Origin of the sequence: Lacticaseibacillus sp. 53-4, assembly GCF_016861805.1 — a bacterium.
Classification (GTDB): Bacteria; Bacillota; Bacilli; order Lactobacillales; family Lactobacillaceae; genus Lacticaseibacillus.
The window spans coordinates 1-17,268 of the sequence record NZ_BOLT01000028.1; the positions used below are offsets into that span (position 1 = coordinate 1).

A 17,268-nucleotide genomic window follows, 5' to 3' on the forward strand; every position below is an offset into this window, starting at 1 on the left:
AGCGCCTTGAGACGCAGCCAGCAACAGGGGCTTATAGCCCCAGAGAAAACCACCCGTTCGACGGGTGGTTTTTATTGGCTTGCCAAGCGGACATTGTGCCAGCTTCTTTGGCGGTGACGTTCAATGATAAACCGAAAATTGATGATCCCCCCTTCGGAGTATTTACACTCGCCGCAGGATTTTAACTTAACCCTTACATGGAGCGGCTTAGATTTTTACACGTTTTGGGTATGGTGAAAGTGAGGAAAATTCCCCGTCACTTTTTTCTTATGTTGAGGAATTACAAGGGTGAGATGCGGAATCTTCTCGCGTGGTGGTTAGGAGGCACGCAAATAGCCTGTCATTTATCTGTGAGTCAGCTTTTTGAGGATTTTGGGAGGACGTTATGGTGATTGAAGCCGTTATTTTTGACTGGGAAGGCACGACCATTGACTACGGCGGTCGCGCCACGCTGCTGGCGTTTCAGCGCACTTTTGCAAATTTTGGCGTGAAACTTTCGGAGAGTGCGATTCGACGCGACATGGGGCTGGCCGACCTGGCCCACATCTATCAGCTGCTGAAGGATGCCGCCGTGCGCGATGGGGCGGCCGCCAATTTTGGCACGACCAGCATTGATGACTTGGCAGTCCGGATTCTGGCCGCGATCAAACGAACGCGGCTGGCAATTCTGCCGACTAGCGCGCAGCTGAAGCCTGGCGTGCGCGAGCTGATCGCCTATCTGGAGGCTAATCACATTCCCTATGGCACCACCAGCAGCGGTGATCCAGAGCTGATCGTGGATCTGCTGCCGCTGGTGGCGGCGCAGGGATTTCGACCGCACGTCAACATCACCACGAAGGATGTCGAGGCAGGGCGGCCGGATCCGGCCATGAACCGCCTGGCCATGGCGCAGCTGGGCGTGCAGCATCCTGCCCGCACGATTATTTTGGGGGATACGCTCGACGATATTCGTGCGGCACAGGCGGCGGGGGCCAACGCGGTCGGCGTGATCGAAGGCGCGAGTCTGCTTGGACTGGCCAAGGACCAGTGGCTGGCGTTGACCAACCAGGACCGGCAGCAGCTGCGGTGGAAAATCAGGCGGGAATACGCGGCCGCCGGGGCGGATCTGATCGTGAATAATGCGCGCGATTTGGTGCGTCTCATGCAAAGCGAGGCAACCATGGCGGCGAATTGAATCACCCATGTGATGCTGGCACCCTCTTTTACATCGAGACGGGCGGCTTTCAGCATGCAGAAAAATCGGGCATCCTTTTAAGTCATCTGGGCCGGGTGCAAGCGGTTGATGGGGTATAATGATCGCGAACAATCAATGTCGAATCTGCGACCATGATGCCGGGAGGCGAGCCACAATGAACGAACCAACACCAGCTCAGGAGCCAACACCAAAAACCGAGACGCGACCGCGCGAACGGATCACGTACTGGCTGTATTTCACTGGCCAGGCGATGGGGTACATGACCCTGACGGCTTTTTCCACGACGTACCTGATGATGAACGGCGTCAACGTTGGCGCAGTGGCTACGGCGATGTTCATCGCCAAGCTTTGGGACGTTTTCGCCGACGCGCTGTTTGGCGTGCTGTACGACAAAGTGCACTGGCGCTCTGGCAACAAGGCGCTGCCGTGGCTGCGACTGGCCAGCTTCACCGTGCCGATCACGACGCTGATCTTATTCCTGATTCCCAGCGGGCTGACGCCGACCATGAAGCTGGTGTGGTTCGTTATTGCCTACATCATCTGGGACACCAGTTACACGATGAGCGATGTGCCGATTTACGCGATGATCACCAGCATGACGGCACAGGTCAATGAGCGCAACTCGATCCTGTCGATGGCGCGCCTGTTTGCGCTGGCCGGCAGCTTCCTGGTCACGGTGATTGGGCCGGTGCTGGTCTCCGAACGGGTGGGGATGAGTTTTCCCCAGATGGTCGCGATCATTGCGGTCATGACACTGGTTCTGATGTTCCCAGTGTCCGTGTTTGGCAAGGAGCGGATTAAGCCCAAGGCCGGGACGGAGAGCCATTACCACTTAAAAGACATTATTCACTACCTGCGCACCAATAAGTTTCTCGGCATCTACTACCTGGGCTACCTGTTCTGGGGCCTGACCCAAACTGACCAGGTGGTCGGCCTGTTCACCGCGTACTACCTGTTTGGCACCGCGCTGTTTGCAACGCTGACGACCGTGCTGGTGGCGATTCCCACCATCATTTTCTCGCCGTTCATGGGCCGCATCCTGAAGCGCATTGATAAGTTCAAGCTGTTTTACTACAGCATGATCGCGCTGGCGGTCCTGGCGTTCGCGATGTACTTTGTCGGTTATCACAACAAGACGATGTACCTGATCATGGTCGTGCTGCGAGCCATTCCGGTCGGGCTGATTGGCGTTTTGGGCCTGACCTTCACGCCTGACATCGTGGAGTACGGCGAGTTCAAAACGCATATCGATGCGCGCGGCATCGCGTTTGCCGTGCAGTCCTTTGCCGCAAAACTGTCCTCGATGAACGCGCCGCTGGGCCTGGCCGTGCTGAGCCTGTTCGGCTGGAAGGCCATCACGGCCAGCTCATTTGCCGCGCTGGAGGCGGAGCACGTGACGCAAAGCGCCAGCGCCTTGAGCGGCCTCTGGGCAGTCACCGCGCTGGTGCCGGCCATCGGCGCCGTGCTGGCTTCGCTCGTCCTGACCTTCTACAAGCTCAACGACCACGACGTTCAGCTCATGGCCAAGGTCAACGCCGGCGAACTCGACCGGGCGGCGGCCGAGAAGCAGATGAAGAATCAGTACTAAATCGTGTTCAGAAGGCGTGGCCTGAGCCACGTTTTTTTGTCTCTGGTGTACTCAAAAAAATGGCTGGATGGTTAGAGCCACTAGGCAATTAGGCGTATTTCCAGTATGATTATTGGAGCAGAAAAGTTAATGAGCGGTGGTATCTGTTTTCGGAAGAAGGTGAGGCTAATGGACTTGATGTTCATGTCCTCTAATTCTAAGGAAAGGAGGTACGAGTTTGTTTGTGATTGGCGCATTGGCGACAATCACGGCTTGCATTGGCTGGCTAGAACTCCTGGTCATGGCGTTAACGCGCCTTGTCTACAGGATTATCATGCTGCATGACGCAGTGTGTCAGCTGATAAAAGCGTTCGGCCGCGGCCGAAAAAAGAAGCAAACTAAAAAGCCGCGCTGAACTTTGGCAAGCATCGCGACTTTTTAGTTAAGATGTAAACCACCGCTCTTTAGGCGGTTCTGCGGGAAAGTCACCTTTGCAGAGGTGGCTTTCTTTATGTTTCAAGTATAGCATGATTTTTTCTGCGAGAGAACCAAAGAACAAGCAGTCCTCGGGAGAATCAACTATAACGCTTTACTCGCCAAATCTGCCAGCACTTTGGCCTGCGGCGCTGGCAAACTGCCATCGGCTTTCGGCCCGACGTTCAGCAGCAGGCGGCCGCGCTGCGGGCGCGCGTTTGCGATCATCTGGCGCACCTGCTTGGCGGTGATGAAGTCGCTTGGCCGCGCGGCGCGGTTGTAGCCGAAGGAGTAGTCCATGCCGCGGGTGATCTCGTAGTAATCCGGCGCGCCGGTCCACACGGTGTGGTACTCCAGCGTGCGGTAGTCGTAGTACTGCGGCGCGGCGGTCTTGTTGGTTTTTTCCTGGCGCCAGTTGACGAAGGCGCCGCCCGCGTTGAACAACGGGTACAAGGCCTTGTGCCGCATCCAGCCGGGGTAGTCGCTCCAGCGGTCGTCCACCATGCCCTCGGGCACCGCGGCGTAGTAATCGCGGAACAGCTGCGGCAGCCGCGGATCCTCCGGGTAGCCGATGTCGCTCCACAAAATGTCGGGATGGTAGCGGTCGATCAGCTCGTGCCACTGGGCCCAGACGTAATCGCGGTACTGCTTTGAGTGGTCGGAGCCCAGCAGCATGGTCGCGGCGCTTTGGATGCGCTCGTGCTTGAAGGTCCAGTCGAGCAGGCTCGAGTAGTACACGCCAAAGCGCATGCCGCGGGCGCGAACGGCCTTGGCCAGCTGGCCGACAAAGTCAAAATCGAGGTGGTAGCCGGGGCGGCGCGGATTTTCCACCTGCGTGTCGTACATCACAAACCCGTCGTGATGCTTGGTGACAACCACAACGTACTTGGCGTGCGCCGCGGCAAACGCGTCCGCCCACGCCTCGACGTCCACTTGACGGGCCGTTTCGCGAAAAGTGTCCGCAAAGTCCGAGTACGGCGCGTTGCCGTAGTGCTCGCGGTGGTACTGGCCGGTCGGGCCGGTCGGGAAGAGCATGGCATTGCCGTACCACTCGGCGTAGGGCTGGTGCTTGAACTGCTCGTACAGCGTCGGGTGCTTGCCCGGGCCGGTCACGGGTTTGGGCGCAAACGCCGGCACGCTGTATAGACCCCAGTGGATGAAAATGCCAAAGTCGGCGGCTTCAAACCACGCCGGCGCTTGGTGGCGATGAATGTTGACTTCACTCATGGTGATCCCTCCTATTCTGACGAGTCGTGCGGGGAAAAAGACTAAGGCTGCGGCGCTTTTTTGCCGTGATTGGCCAAGGCGACGAGCAAATCGACCATCCACAGCTTCAAGCTGCCGCCGCTTTGCTGGGCGAGGCGGACAAGCGGCGTGTCCCAAACGATGGTGGCCAAAAACTGGCCTTCCGGTGAGTCCTTGGGCGTGCCGTCATTTTTCTGCATGTTGGCGATGACGACGCTGGCGACCAGGCGCGCGACTCGCGAGTACTTGGCCAAGGCGCGCGGCACGCTGAGCCGGGTGAAATCGCCGGGCTGCGGCGCGCGGACCGGCGCCGGGGCCAGACCACTGAGCGCGGTGAAGTCCGCCACGTTCGGCAGGCCAACTGGTTGGCGGTACCAGGCGGGCGCCTCGACGCGAAAAGCGGGAGCGTCCACGGTCAGCGGCAGCTGCGTGATCATGTTGCGGCTGCTGTTGCCGACGCAGACGTGCCACGCGCCGCCGGTCAGGGTGAACTGCTGATGCTGATCGTCCCAGCGTGAAAAAGCGCGCTTGGGCAGGGTCAGCGTGACGGTTTGCTGTTCACCGGGGTCCAGCCAGACTTTTTGAAAAGCGGCCAGGGTCTGCTTGGGCACCAGCTGGTCCTGATCGTCTTCGCTGACGTAGGCTTGCACGACCTCGGCGCCGCGCATGGTGCCCGTGTTTTTGACGTCAACGGTGACGGTCAGCGCCTGGTCGGTTTTGCCAAGGTGATCGGCGTTTAAGCGCGCGTTGCTCATGGCAAAGGTGGTGTAGCTCAGCCCAAAGCCAAAGGGGTAGGCGACGGGCTGCTTGGCCTTGTCGTAGTAGCGATAGCCGACGTACAGGCTTTCGGCGTAAGGCACCGACAGGGGATTTTTGCCGTACAGCGCGCTGGAGGGCACGTCTTCGTAGCGCTGCGGGTAGGTCTCGGCCAGCTTGCCGGATGGGGAAACCGCGCCAAAGAGCAGGCGCTCGGCGGCGGTGCCAACGGCCTCACCGCCGAGGAACAAGTTCAGCACGGCCTTGGCGTCCTTGGCCCAGTCCGTGGTCACCACCGAACCGGCGACCAGCAGGACCACCACATTCGGATTGACGGCCGCCACGGCGTGCAGCAATGCGGCTTGATCAGCGGGCAGCGCCATTGAGGTGCGGTCGGTGCCTTCCGCCTCGGCAGTGGCCGGCAGCCCCAGCACGACGATCACGTCTTCAGCCTTTTTCGCCGCGGCCGTGGCCGCCTTGACCAGTTTTTCGTCGGCCAGGCCGTCAAGCGCGTAGCCCGGCGCGTAGTTATATGCATGCCCGGCGGCCTTGAGTCCGGCCAAAATGGAAGTGCTTTGCGGCGTCGTGATGTGCGACGAGCCCGCGCCTTGAATGCGCGTCTGGTCGGCGAGGGCGCCGATCACGGCCAGCTTGCGGCCAGGTTGCAGGGGCAGCGTGCCATCGTTTTTCATCAGGACGGCCGAGTTTTCTTCGATCTCCTGCGCCAAAGCGACATGGGACTGCAGGAGCGCCGTGCGGTCGCCGGTGAACGCGGGGCGCTTCCGGTCGGCGATGGCCGCGATGTTGGCGACGGCGCGGGTGAGGCGGGCGCGATCCAGCGCGCCGGTTTTCAGTGCGGCCAGGGCGGGCTTATCAAACAGGTGGCCGGAGCTTGGCATTTCCAGGTCGGTGCCGGCGTTGAGGCTTGCGACCTTGTCGTTCAGCGCGCCCCAGTCGGTGACGACCGCGCCCTTGAAGCCCCACTGTCCGCGCAGCACGGTGTTGAGCAGGTACTCGTGGTCGCTCATGTACGTGCCATTCAGCAGGTTGTAGGCGATCATCACCGTTTCCGGCTGGCTCTGAGTGACAGCGAGGCGAAAGGCCTCGAGGTACAGCTCGTGCAAGGCGGTGGCGTCGATCAGCGAGTCCGAGCGCAGCCGGTCGGTTTCCTGGCTGTTGCCGGCAAAATGCTTGAGCGAGGCGCCGACGCCTTTTGACTGCAGGCCGGAGGTCCACGCGGTGGCCAGTGCGCCGGTCAGCAGCGGGTCCTCGGAGAAAAATTCAAAATTGCGCCCGCCCAGCGGGTTGCGCTTGATGTTGACGCCGGGGCCGAGCACCACGTCAACGTTCATCGAGCGCGCCTCTTCGGCGATCGCCGCGCCCATTTTGACGAGCAGGCTGGGATCCCAGCTGGACGCCGACGCGCTGGCAGTGGGAAAGGCGGTCGCGGGCACGGCCTCGTTGATGCCGAGGTGGTCGGCCGCCTGCGCCTGGTAGCGCAGCCCGTGCGGCCCGTCGCTCATGCGAATGGCGGGGATGCCGGCGACGCTTTCGCTGCTCCAAAAGTCCCGACCCGAGGTGAGCTTGATTGCGTCCTGGTCGGATAAGTCGCGGCGAGTGGCGCCGCTGCCGATGGTGATAGTCATCCTAAAACCCCCAATTCTTACCTTGAGAATAACACGCGAAAGCGGTTCTGTAACGCGCTTGGGGTCGCTTTATTTGCTGGAAAAAGTGGCTTGGCGTGGTACGATAAAGCGGATGCAAAAATAGGAGGCTGACGCTGTGAAAAAACATCGCGCGCTAAAAATCGTTGGGGGCCTGCTGGGGGCTGCGGTCGTCGTTCTTGGCGGCTACATTGTTTACCTGTACGCGGCTTACTACCGGCTGCCTGACAACTTGAAGCTGCGGGTCCAGCACAACCAGACCGGCGCGGTGCAGGTGGGGAAAACTTACCTGGCCCAGTCGTACAACATCGGCTACGATTCGTACCCGCCGAGTTACTCCTTTTTCATGGATGGGGGCAAGTACTCACGCGCCTATAGTAAAAAGGCCGTCCAAGACTCGCTGGCCGGCGTGATCAACACCACGCGCCAAGGCGATCCGGACTTTGCCTTTTTCCAGGAAGTGGACCAAGACGGTGACCGCTCGCAGCACGTCGATGAGGTGGCCGGCATTCGCGCCGCGTTCGGTCAGCAGTACAGCAGCGTCTACGGGCAAAACTACGACTCACCGTACCTGTTTTACCCGTTCAATCAGCCGATCGGCGCGGCCAAGTCTGGGCTGGTGACGATGACTCGCTTCAAGGTGACGGGCGCGCGGCGGTACTCGCTGCCAATCGCGACCAACCCGACCAAGTTCACCGACCTCGACCGCGCCTTCACAGTGACGCAGACGCCCACCAGCAACGGCAAGCACCTCCAGCTGGTCAACATCCACATGTCGGCGTTCACCAAGGATCGGTCGATTCAGCAGGCGCAGTTCGCCAAGCTGTTCAAGTACATCGACCGAGCGTACAAGCAAGGCGATTACGTGATCGTCGGCGGCGACTACAACCACCGCCTGCTGAAGGATTCCGCGGCGATTTTCCACACGAAGCCGCAAAATGAGACCTGGACGCACCTGTTCCCGTACGACCAGCTGCCGGCCGGCTTCCACGTCCCGACCATGGGCTTGGCCAAGGCGGCCCAGCCGTCGGTGCGCGCGCTCGACCAGCCCTGGGAACCGGGGAAGAGCTTCGTGACGCTGATCGATGGGTTTATTCTGTCGCCGAACGTCAAGGCCAAGTCGGTCAAGATTGTGGATACCGGGTTTAAGTACTCGGACCACACCCCGACGCGGATGGAATTTGAGCTGGAACCTTAGCACCACCACCCAAGATTGGCACTTCTCTGAATCGAACGAACAATCAAAAGCAGACGCTCATGCGGACGTCTGCTTTTGATTTGGGCCGGGAACCCTCGGTTGGAGCTTCTAACCTCGGGATTAACGATCGTCTCCGATAGTCTCTGCGTAGCGCCGGACGAGAAACTCGGTGGCGAGGAGCAAGATGTAGGAGCCAGTGATGGGATTGTTGGTTTTAGTGACGGCGTACACAGACTTAAACAGGTATGTCTCTGGGATGCCGGGATTTTGGGTGAACAGCGCTGTGTCAGCGGGGGAGTTAGAAATAATGTCGATCGTGGCAGAAAACTTGCTGACGAAGTAACCATAAGTTGAAATCGCAATTGCCAGATCGCCTTGCCTGAGCTGCTTGGCCTCGATCACCTGCTCATCACTAGTGCTGGGGACGTAGATAATTTTTCCATATCGCGCCAAGTCGGTCTGAATAATATTTGCAATTAATCGCGAACTGGAAAAACAGAAAATAAAGACCCGCGACGCGTGATGAATTGCTTGAGCCAACTGATCAAACAGCGAGATGTCAGCATTATTGATGAAGTCTGTCATGGTCCGGTTGAGCTCGCGCCCAAAAAAGTTGAGGTACTCTCGGGGCTCGTTCTTGACTAGACTCAGCTTTGTCTCGGGGATGTGAAAACCAGATGACTTAAGGGCAAGCTTTTCTTTGCGGGCGCTGTCTCGCATGTCGGTGTAGTTGCGAAACCCCGCCGCCACGACAAAGCGGCTAACGGTCGGCTCTGAAACGTTGCACTGGTGTGCGAGTTCAGTGATGGACATTTTGGCTAACCTGGGCCCCAGACGCAGGATGCAGTCGGCTAGTGTCCACGGGGTCGAGTTGATCGTATTTGTCTGTAAAATTTGAAGCATACTTTCCTGCAATGTCATGGCTTGCCCCTTTGAAAATCTTTTCATGTTTGTGAATAATCGCTTATAGGCTGAATATACCACTCCGATACGAAAATGTAAGCCCCTACATTTGTCGTATGATAGCTCGTGTAGGAGAGAACAAGGGTGCGATTCCTTGTTAGACCAAGCCTTGAGAGTGGTGCGCAACCACTACTTTCACTCAGTTAACTTATTTCAGTTTACCCAGTCGAGGCCTCGATGACGTTTGCTGACGATGAGTCAGAATCGTTCAAAATGAAAAGGGTTTCTTTCACTGATTGGTTTGGTCTCCTACATTGTCATTCAGTTAGCGACAAGGAGGGATTACTGATGACCACGCCACATCTACAAGAACTTGATGGTCAGACCGTACTAATGGTCGATGATCAACCATTCATCGGCTTGGCGGCAGAATGTCACAATTCTAGTGCCAGCAGTACGGCATATATGAACACAAAGGTGTGGCCTCGCGTTTCGCCACTAAACATCAATACCCTGTTAGTGCCAGTCTATTGGGAGCTGGTTGAGCCCGCACCGGGCAAGTTCGACTTTTCCTCAGTTGAAGACCTGATCGTGGGGGCGCGAGCGCACCAGGTGAAACTGGTGTTGCTCTGGTTCGGACTATGGAAGAACGGATTGTCGTCATATGTCCCTGGTTGGCTCAAAGCCAATCCAACAGTCCAATACGCACAACAACAGGCCGGTCAGCACTTATACTCGATTTCGCCCGCCGATCAGCGAGCGGTTTCGCAAGATGCCAAGGCGTTCGCCCAGCTGATGGCCTTCATCAAGAAGGCTGATGCTGAACAATCAACCGTGATCATGGTGCAGGTGGAAAATGAAGTGGGGCTGCTTGAATCGGACTTTGACTACTCAGTGGCCAAGGATCAGGCGCTAAGTCAGACCCTGCCGCGAGCACTCAGTCAAAATCCCGACACGACCTGGCAACAGCAGTTTGGCGCCCAAGCCGGAGAGGCCTACATGGCGTTTCTATACGCCGCGGCGGTGCAGCAAATCGCCGCGGCAGGCAAGGCGCAGTACGCCTTGCCGATGTATGTAAACGCCTGGCTCGAAAAGCCGCTCGGTCGCCCAGGCAACTACCCCACAGGGGGGCTGACTGTGAGGATGCTGCCGATTTGGCAAAAGGTGGCGCCGGCCGTTGATCTTGTCGCCCCAGATCTCTACGTGCCGAATTTCAAGGAAGTGAGCGATGCTTATGCGGCCCCCCAGCAAGCGCTGCTGGTTCCCGAAACTAGGCAGGATTTGCGCACTGTGTCCAACCTTATCTATGCAATTAGTCATTATAATCTCCTGCTATTTTCGCCCTTTGGTGCTGAGGATTTCTTCAGCCAAGCAGCGGCCCTTGATGAACATGTGTTAAAAGCAGTGGCCATCGATGCCGACGCTTTTGATTGGCACCAAACCGGGCCGGCACTGGCCCGCGCTAATGCGCTTTTGGCGGGACTCTTACCGTTACTCGTTTCCAAGCGCCAGACAGCGCAGATGCATCCATTTATGATCAGTCAGGCGGCCGACCGCGGCCGGCAAATCAAGTTAGCCGATTGCGAGGCGCAGGTGCACTTCCTGAAGCAGGAAGGAAACGTATCGCCTTCAGCGGGTTTTGTTCTCCAGCTCGCCGATAATGAATTTTTGCTTTTCGGGGTCAATCTGTATGTGGACTTGGTTGCTGATGATCCACGGCGCAAGGTCGGCTTGCTGAGCCTTGAAGAAGGCACTTGGGAACGCGATGGGTGGCACGCGGGCAGAATGCTCAATGGCGACGAACGCTACCGCATTCAGATCGGTGCGATGCCGCAGCTGCTCAGGATTAGGACCCATCTATACTGAGGTACACTGTCAGTTCAATTGAATATTCGTTACAGTAATCATTGTCAAAGGAGTGAGAATCGTGAACTTGCAAAAAATTGGCGAAAAGATTTTACCGGTTGTCGGTAAAATCAGTAACCAAAAGCATCTAGCCGCCATCCGCGACGGGTTCATCATGGCGATGCCAATGAGCCTGGTCGGGTCGGTCGGGTTACTGCTTCAGAATTTTCGCATTAACTTGGTCAATACGACGTTGCCGCTTGACCAAGACCCCTTCCAGAAATTTCTGGTGTTCGTGTTCGGGAAGCACTGGACGGCTTTTCCTAATGCCATCACCAACGTGTGCAACAACTTGATTTCAATCGTGGTTACGGTGACCATCGCCTACATGCTGACTGAAAATTATATTGAAGCCGGCAAGGCGAAGAACAAGTATCAGCACGCCGATCCACTGGTTTCAGCCATCATTGCGCTGCTCGGTAGTTTCTTGGTCTTTCCGCAAAGCACTGCGGGCAAACTTGGCAACGTCTGGACCCAAGATTCCTTCGGGGCGACCAGCCTGATTCTTGGCATGATTGTCGCATTGCTGTCGACTGCGATGTACGTTCACTTATCAGACACCAAGTTGACGATTAAGCTCCCAGATTCCGTCCCACCGGCCATTTTGAATGCGTTCGCCTCAGTGATCCCACTGGCCATTAGTGTGATCGTGATCAATGCGATCGAGTTCATCATCCGTGCCTTCGGGTTTACCGGGATGCAGGACTTGATTTACAAACTGGTTCAAGCGCCATTGCAAGGCGTCGGGACCTCAGTTGGTGGCGCCTTTATCACCGTTATCGCGCAGAACTTAGTGTTCTTCTTCGGGATTCACCCTGCTGCGCTGTCACCGATTTTTGAACCTATCAAAACCATCAATCAGAATGATTTGACCAACCAGTTGCTTCACGGGGCCTCAGTGATGAACTTAAAAGGTGCCCCAATCGGTCAAACCCTGCAGATGATCATGGGTTTGACGACCGTCTCTGTCTGCGTGGCAATCTTCCTGGTTGCCCGTCAGTCGCCACACTATATGTCAATCGCCCAACTGGAATTAATTCCAGGGATTTTCAACATTGGCGAACCAATGATTTATGGCCTGCCAATCGTGCTAAACCCGTTCATGTTGATTCCTTATGTGTTCGCGAGTGCGATCACTAGCACGATCTACTACTGGCTGGAGTTGATCCACGCGATTCCCGCCATCGCGATCGCCGTTCCATGGACGACCCCGCCATTTCTCAACACGTACCTGGCTTCAGGCGGTCACATTATGCCAGTGCTCGTGCAGATCATCTGCTTCGTGTTTGACGTGATGATGTTTATCCCGTTCGTGAAGATGGCGATTCGGTCAGAGGCCAACAACGCTGCACTTAACGCAGATTAGACCCCAATTCAGAGTAAAACCTCATGCGAGTTAGGCCCGCGTGAGGTTTTGTGGACGAAACAGGCGAAAAGGGAGAAAGAGAAAATGTCAAATTCAGCAAATGACTCAGCAACAATCAAACAACGGGTCGACCAGCTCTTTAATGACCTCAGTTTCGAGGAGAAAGTCGCCCAGTTAGTTGGCTATAATCAGGCCGCCTGGTCGAATGACGATTTGGAACACGATTTTCCCAGTGGCGCAGGCCAAGTCTCGTTGTTGGTGGGTGAGGAGATGCAACACATCGAAGACGTGGCCCGCGTGCAGCGCCAAATCCAGAAGAAAATCATCGCGCTTTCACCACACCATATTCCGGCTTTGTTCCATGTCGAAACGCTGACCGGGGTCAAACTGCCTGGTGCCACCAGTTTTCCGACCGGCATCGCGCAGGCTGCGACGTTCGACCCGGAGGCAGCGGAACAAATGGGCGAGGCAATTGGGCGCGAAACAAAAGAGGTTGGGGCCACACTGGCCTTTTCGCCGGTCCTTGATATTTCTCGCGATGCGCGGTTTGGCCGTCAGGGTGAAACGTTTGGCGAGGACCCAACACTCGCGAGTGAGATGGGCACTGCAGTCGTGACAGGGATTCAGAAAAACGGCCGGACAGCTGCGGTCGCGAAGCATTTCCTCGGCTATCAGGCGGCGGAAAGCGGCATTCACGCGGCTGTGGCGAACATTCCGGAGCGGCTGCTCCATGAAGTGTATGCCAAGCCCTTTCAGGCGGCCATCTCGCTGGGTCATCTGAAAGGCGTGATGCCTTGTTACAGTGCCATTAACGGGGAACCGGTGACCGGCTCAAGGCATCTGCTGACAGATTTGTTACGCAACCAGATGGGCTTCAATGGCATTACGGCCTCCGATTATAGCGGCATCAGCGAGATTTTTACCCGTTATCATTTAGGCGCACAATTAGCCGACGCGGCACACCGGGCCTTGCTTGCCGGGGTCGATCAGGAGTTGCCCTCAATGAATGCCTACCGGCCAGAGGTACTGAAGCAGTACGTGGGTCAAAAGGACTTTGATGACGCCCTCGCTGCGGCAGTGAAGCGTGTGTTGACCCTTAAATTTGAACTTGGCGTTTTTGATCATCCGTTCGCAGAAGCGCCGACTGAGGTGACGCACAGCTTCAGCCAGCCGGCAGCTATTGCGGCGAGTCGGCGGGTTGCCACCGAGTCATTAGTCTTGCTCAAAAATAAGGGCATTTTACCCTTAAGCAAGAACAAGCAGTCGATTGCCTTGGTTGGGTGGCATGCCGACGCAATTCGCACGATGTTTGGCGGTTATACCTATATGTCGACGATTGAAAAGCATTTCGGGGTTAAAAATACGATGGCCGGAGTTGAGGACGTCAAGTCTGAGCTGACGCCTGCAGGCTCGAAGAAACATTACCCTGGATCCAACGTTGACGTGGAAAATCCTGATGTTGAAGCCTTTGCTCGCTCTCAGCAACCGCAGATGAAGTCTTTACGCCAGCAAATTGAAGCGGCCGTTCCGAGTGCGACCGTCAATTATGCCTATGGGTTCCCGTATGTTGGGGATGATGAAAGTCACTTTGACAAGGCACTTGATGCGATTCGGCAAAGTGACGTCGCCATCATCACAGTTGGCGGTAAGTACGGCACTGGCTCTTCTGCGTCACAGGGGGAAGGAATCGATGCCACTAACATCAATTTACCGAAGTGTCAGGAAGACTTTATTGAAGCCGCAGCACGATTGAATAAGCCACTGGTCATCGTGCACTTCGGCGGTCGGCCAATTTCCAGTGATGCGGCTGACCGATACGCAGACGCAATTCTGGAAGCCTGGAATCCTGCCGAATGTGGGAGTGAGGCCATCGTCAGTGTTCTTTTTGGTGACTGCGAACCCACTGGGAGAATGCCAGCAACCACTGCATATACCGCCGGCCAGTTGCCGCTTTACTACAATCACCCGAATGGCTCGAGCTATCACCAGGCGACTGGTGGTGCATTTGACGGCTACGTGGACTGTCCCCACGAGCCCCGGTACTACTTTGGCGCGGGCTTAGCCTACACGACGTTTGCTTATGGCGCATTTAAAGCGACCGCCGATTCGGCGGGGACGATTCATGTTGCATGCAGTGTCACCAATAGCGGTAGCCGTGAAGGTACGGAGACTGTTCAGTTGTATGGCCAAAATCGTCACGCCTCGATGGTGCAGCCTAACATTGAACTACTAGGATTTAGTCGTGTGCCGCTGATGGCACACGAGACCAAGCAGGTCGAGTTCACTGTAGAACCGAGTCAACTCGCATACTTGAACAGCGAAATGAAATGGACTCTCGACCAGGGCGAATACCAGTTTTCGATTGGCCATTCCGCAGGGGAGCTGAAGTTCAGTGGGACTGTCGCAATTCGCCAGTCTCAGTTTTTCGGGGAAACCGACCGTTCACTTTTCGCACAAGCAACGGTGACGACCCCGGCTGCAGATTGAGAACCTCGGCCGCGATCATCATTGCTGCCCGGTGGTCTGGGTGTCAACAAAGCGTGATTCGCCGTTCAGCACCGCTAAACAATCCGCAGCACATATCCAGAGTATGGAGGGATAAGATTGGAAGAAGCAAAACTTAGACAGTTATTGAAATCACTCACAATCGAAGAAAAAATTGGCCAGCTGGTCCAACTATCCGGGGAGTTTTACAATGCTTCAGATATTTCAATGGGGCCTCAGCGCAAACTTGGCATCACTCAGCGGATGGTCGATCTTTCCGGATCGGTTCTGAACGTGGCCGGCGCAAAGCAGATTCATCGCTTGCAAGCAGCACATTTGGCTAAAGGCGGGCACGCCATTCCCCTGCTGTTCATGTCGGATATTGTCTATGGCTACAAGACGGTTTACCCGATACCGTTGGGAATGGGGGCCTCATGGGATCCAGCTTTGATCAAGAAGGCTTACGAGAATGCCGCTGAAGAAGCGTATGCTGGCGGCCAGCAGGTTGCTTTCGCGCCCATGGTCGACCTCGTTCATGATGCCAGGTGGGGCCGAGTCTTGGAATCGACTGGTGAGGATCCATATCTCAACGCGCAGTTTGCGAAAGCGATGGTGGGCGGCTTTCAAAGTGGTCTCAAGAATGGCAAGGGCATTGTCTCCTGCGTCAAGCACTTTGCCGGTTACGGCGCAGTTGAAGCCGGGCGGGAGTATAACTCTGCAGATATGTCCATCAGTAACTTGTACCAGAACTATCTGCCTTCCTATAAGGCGGCGGTCCAGGCGGGCGCCAAAATGGTGATGACCTCGTTGACCACTTTGAACGGCGTGCCGGCGACTGCTGATAAATGGCTGTTGAGCGATCTGTTACGTAAGCAGTGGGGCTTTAACGGCGTGGTGATCAGCGATTATGCGTCGATTTATGAGCTGACTCAGCATGGCTTTGCAGCGGATGAACAGGATGCTGCATACAAGGCCTTGGATGCTGGTGTCGATATCGATATGAAGTCGCCGTGCTACGCGAATGGGCTGAAACCACTGCTTGCGGACGGCCGGCTGAGCGAAGAGAAAATCGATGCGGCGGTTTGGCGTGTGCTGTCTTTGAAGAACGAACTGGGTCTGTTTGAAGACCCGTTCCGTGGTTCCTCCGAAACGCTGGAAAAAGCCAACTTACTGACTCCTGCTAAGCGCCAGTTGGCCAGAAGGGTCAGTCAGGAGGCGATGGTGCTGCTCAAAAATCAGCGGCATCTGCTCCCGCTTGACCGTTCAAGCCATCATCGGGTGGCACTGATTGGTCCCTATGCGGATGAGTCTAATATGTTGGGCCTGTGGGCGATTCATGGTGACCCGAAGGATACAATCACCTTTAAGCAAGGGGTCGGTGAGTATCTGGATGCGAGTCGACTGACGGTAGAAAAAGGGACAGATATCATACGCGATGCTGATTTCTTCGCCGAGTCCGGGCGCCCGGAAGATCAAGCAAACAGTCAGATCTCCGATTCGGCAACTGAGAAGAAGTATCACGATAGCGCAATTGCTGCTGCCAAGCGTGCTGACATTATTATTTTTGCCGGCGGTGAGCACACGCTGCAAAGCGGCGAGGCGGGATCCAGAACCAAGCTGAGACTGCCTGATAACCAGCAGCGCTTGCTTGACGAGCTGGCAACGTTGGGTAAGCCGGTTATTTCGGTAATCATCAGTGGCCGGCCGTTGGTCCTGACCGATGTCCTCGCGGATTCTGATGCCGTCATCCAGGCGTGGTTCCCAGGTATCGAAGGCGGACACGCCTTAGCGGACATTATCTTTGGTGCTTATAATCCCTCGGGTCGGCTGTCAATGAGTATGCCGGCGGTCGAGGGCCAAGCCCCGATTTACTACAATCATCTCAGCACAGGCCGGCCTGAACAGACCTCTCAACATGTTGGCCGCTTTGTTTCAAGGTACACAGACGCGCCAACTGGACCATTATTCCCGTTTGGATATGGGCTATCGTATGGCGAGGTCACGTATCACCAGCCGACGATTGACCAGAGCCAAATCAGTTCGGCTCAGTCTGTAACAGTTAGTGTCCCAGTTGAGAATGCTGGGGATATTGACAGAACCGAAACCATTCAACTTTATCTGCATGATGAAGTGGCTTCAATTGTCCAACCGGTCAAACGGTTGATCGATTTCAAGCGTGAAGTGGTTCCTGCTGGTAAAACGGTGACCGTCTCCTTCGAAGTCAAAGCCCAGCAGCTGGGTTTTTACAACCAGCGAGGGGAGTATGTGATCGAACCTGGTAAGTTCGAACTGATGGTTGGCCCCAATTCAGATGAGACTCAGGCAGTTGAGTTTAGTCTCAAGGATTAACTAGCTTTTGTTGCTGTGAGAAACAGATTGTTGTCCATTGCGGGGGCCACAAGTGGTGCCCGCGTTTTTGGCTGCGCGATGTTCGATGGCATACCTCATTTGAAGAGTTGTTATAACAATTTATGATTTGATGAGAGAAATCGCCAGAATCGTGTTAAAATG

The 17,268-nt window shown here is 56.0% G+C and carries 12 protein-coding genes; 9 read left to right on the top strand and 3 right to left on the bottom strand.

Annotation, left to right across the window (positions count from 1 at the left end):
• From JUF21_RS09845 to JUF21_RS09860, 4 genes are all read left to right on the top strand, one after another.
• A partial coding sequence (locus tag JUF21_RS09845) for a hypothetical protein (RefSeq protein WP_203664316.1) occupies nt 1-185 on the top strand: 185 nt, incomplete at its 5' end.
• 200 nt (nt 186-385) lie between these two features.
• Nucleotides 386-1,174: a phosphonoacetaldehyde hydrolase gene (gene phnX / locus JUF21_RS09850; protein WP_239061447.1), complete on the top strand. Its 789-nt coding sequence runs from the start codon at nt 386-388 to the stop codon at nt 1,172-1,174.
• A gap of 175 nt (nt 1,175-1,349) precedes the next feature.
• Nucleotides 1,350-2,783, top strand: coding sequence for an MFS transporter (locus JUF21_RS09855; RefSeq protein ID WP_203664318.1), 1,434 nt, complete (start codon nt 1,350-1,352; stop codon nt 2,781-2,783).
• Between the two features lie 217 nt (nt 2,784-3,000).
• Nucleotides 3,001-3,177 (top strand): hypothetical protein, encoded by a 177-nt coding sequence (locus tag JUF21_RS09860; protein WP_203664320.1) that lies wholly within the window; start codon nt 3,001-3,003, stop codon nt 3,175-3,177.
• A 164-nt stretch (nt 3,178-3,341) separates the two neighbouring features.
• Here the strand turns inward: JUF21_RS09860 and JUF21_RS09865 are convergent, their stop codons facing one another.
• Together JUF21_RS09865 and JUF21_RS09870 are read right to left on the bottom strand one after the other, a co-directional pair.
• Complete coding sequence (locus JUF21_RS09865; RefSeq protein ID WP_374706450.1) at nt 3,342-4,463, bottom strand: alpha-L-fucosidase; 1,122 nt, start codon at nt 4,461-4,463, stop codon at nt 3,342-3,344.
• Between the two features lie 41 nt (nt 4,464-4,504).
• Nucleotides 4,505-6,883 carry a glycoside hydrolase family 3 C-terminal domain-containing protein gene (locus JUF21_RS09870; RefSeq protein ID WP_203664328.1) on the bottom strand — a complete coding sequence of 793 codons (2,379 nt, stop codon included), beginning with the start codon at nt 6,881-6,883 and terminating at the stop codon, nt 4,505-4,507.
• A gap of 136 nt (nt 6,884-7,019) precedes the next feature.
• Here JUF21_RS09870 and JUF21_RS09875 point away from each other — a divergent pair, with 136 nt between their 5' ends.
• A complete protein-coding gene (locus tag JUF21_RS09875) occupies nt 7,020-8,099 on the top strand; it encodes an endonuclease/exonuclease/phosphatase family protein (protein ID WP_203664330.1) in 1,080 nt (359 codons plus the stop codon).
• A gap of 120 nt (nt 8,100-8,219) precedes the next feature.
• On the opposite strand, the gene JUF21_RS09880 is transcribed toward JUF21_RS09875, so the two are convergent.
• Nucleotides 8,220-9,002: a MurR/RpiR family transcriptional regulator gene (locus tag JUF21_RS09880; protein WP_203664332.1), complete on the bottom strand. Its 783-nt coding sequence runs from the start codon at nt 9,000-9,002 to the stop codon at nt 8,220-8,222.
• Nucleotides 9,003-9,350: 348 nt separating this feature from the next.
• On the opposite strand from JUF21_RS09880, the gene JUF21_RS09885 reads away from it, so the two are divergent.
• The 4 genes from JUF21_RS09885 (at nt 9,351) to bglX (ending at nt 17,106) form a co-directional block, all read left to right on the top strand.
• Nucleotides 9,351-10,868 carry a DUF5597 domain-containing protein gene (locus JUF21_RS09885; RefSeq protein ID WP_203664344.1) on the top strand — a complete coding sequence of 506 codons (1,518 nt, stop codon included), beginning with the start codon at nt 9,351-9,353 and terminating at the stop codon, nt 10,866-10,868.
• Between the two features lie 61 nt (nt 10,869-10,929).
• A complete protein-coding gene (locus JUF21_RS09890; protein WP_203664346.1) occupies nt 10,930-12,273 on the top strand; it encodes a PTS sugar transporter subunit IIC in 1,344 nt (447 codons plus the stop codon).
• 84 nt (nt 12,274-12,357) lie between these two features.
• Nucleotides 12,358-14,760, top strand: a complete 2,403-nt coding sequence (locus JUF21_RS09895) for a glycoside hydrolase family 3 N-terminal domain-containing protein (RefSeq protein WP_203664348.1) — start codon at nt 12,358-12,360, stop codon at nt 14,758-14,760.
• A 117-nt stretch (nt 14,761-14,877) separates the two neighbouring features.
• Entirely contained in the window at nt 14,878-17,106 is a 2,229-nt protein-coding gene (gene bglX / locus JUF21_RS09900) for a beta-glucosidase BglX (RefSeq protein WP_203664350.1), read from the top strand.
• The last annotated feature ends 162 nt before the right edge of the window (nt 17,107-17,268 follow it).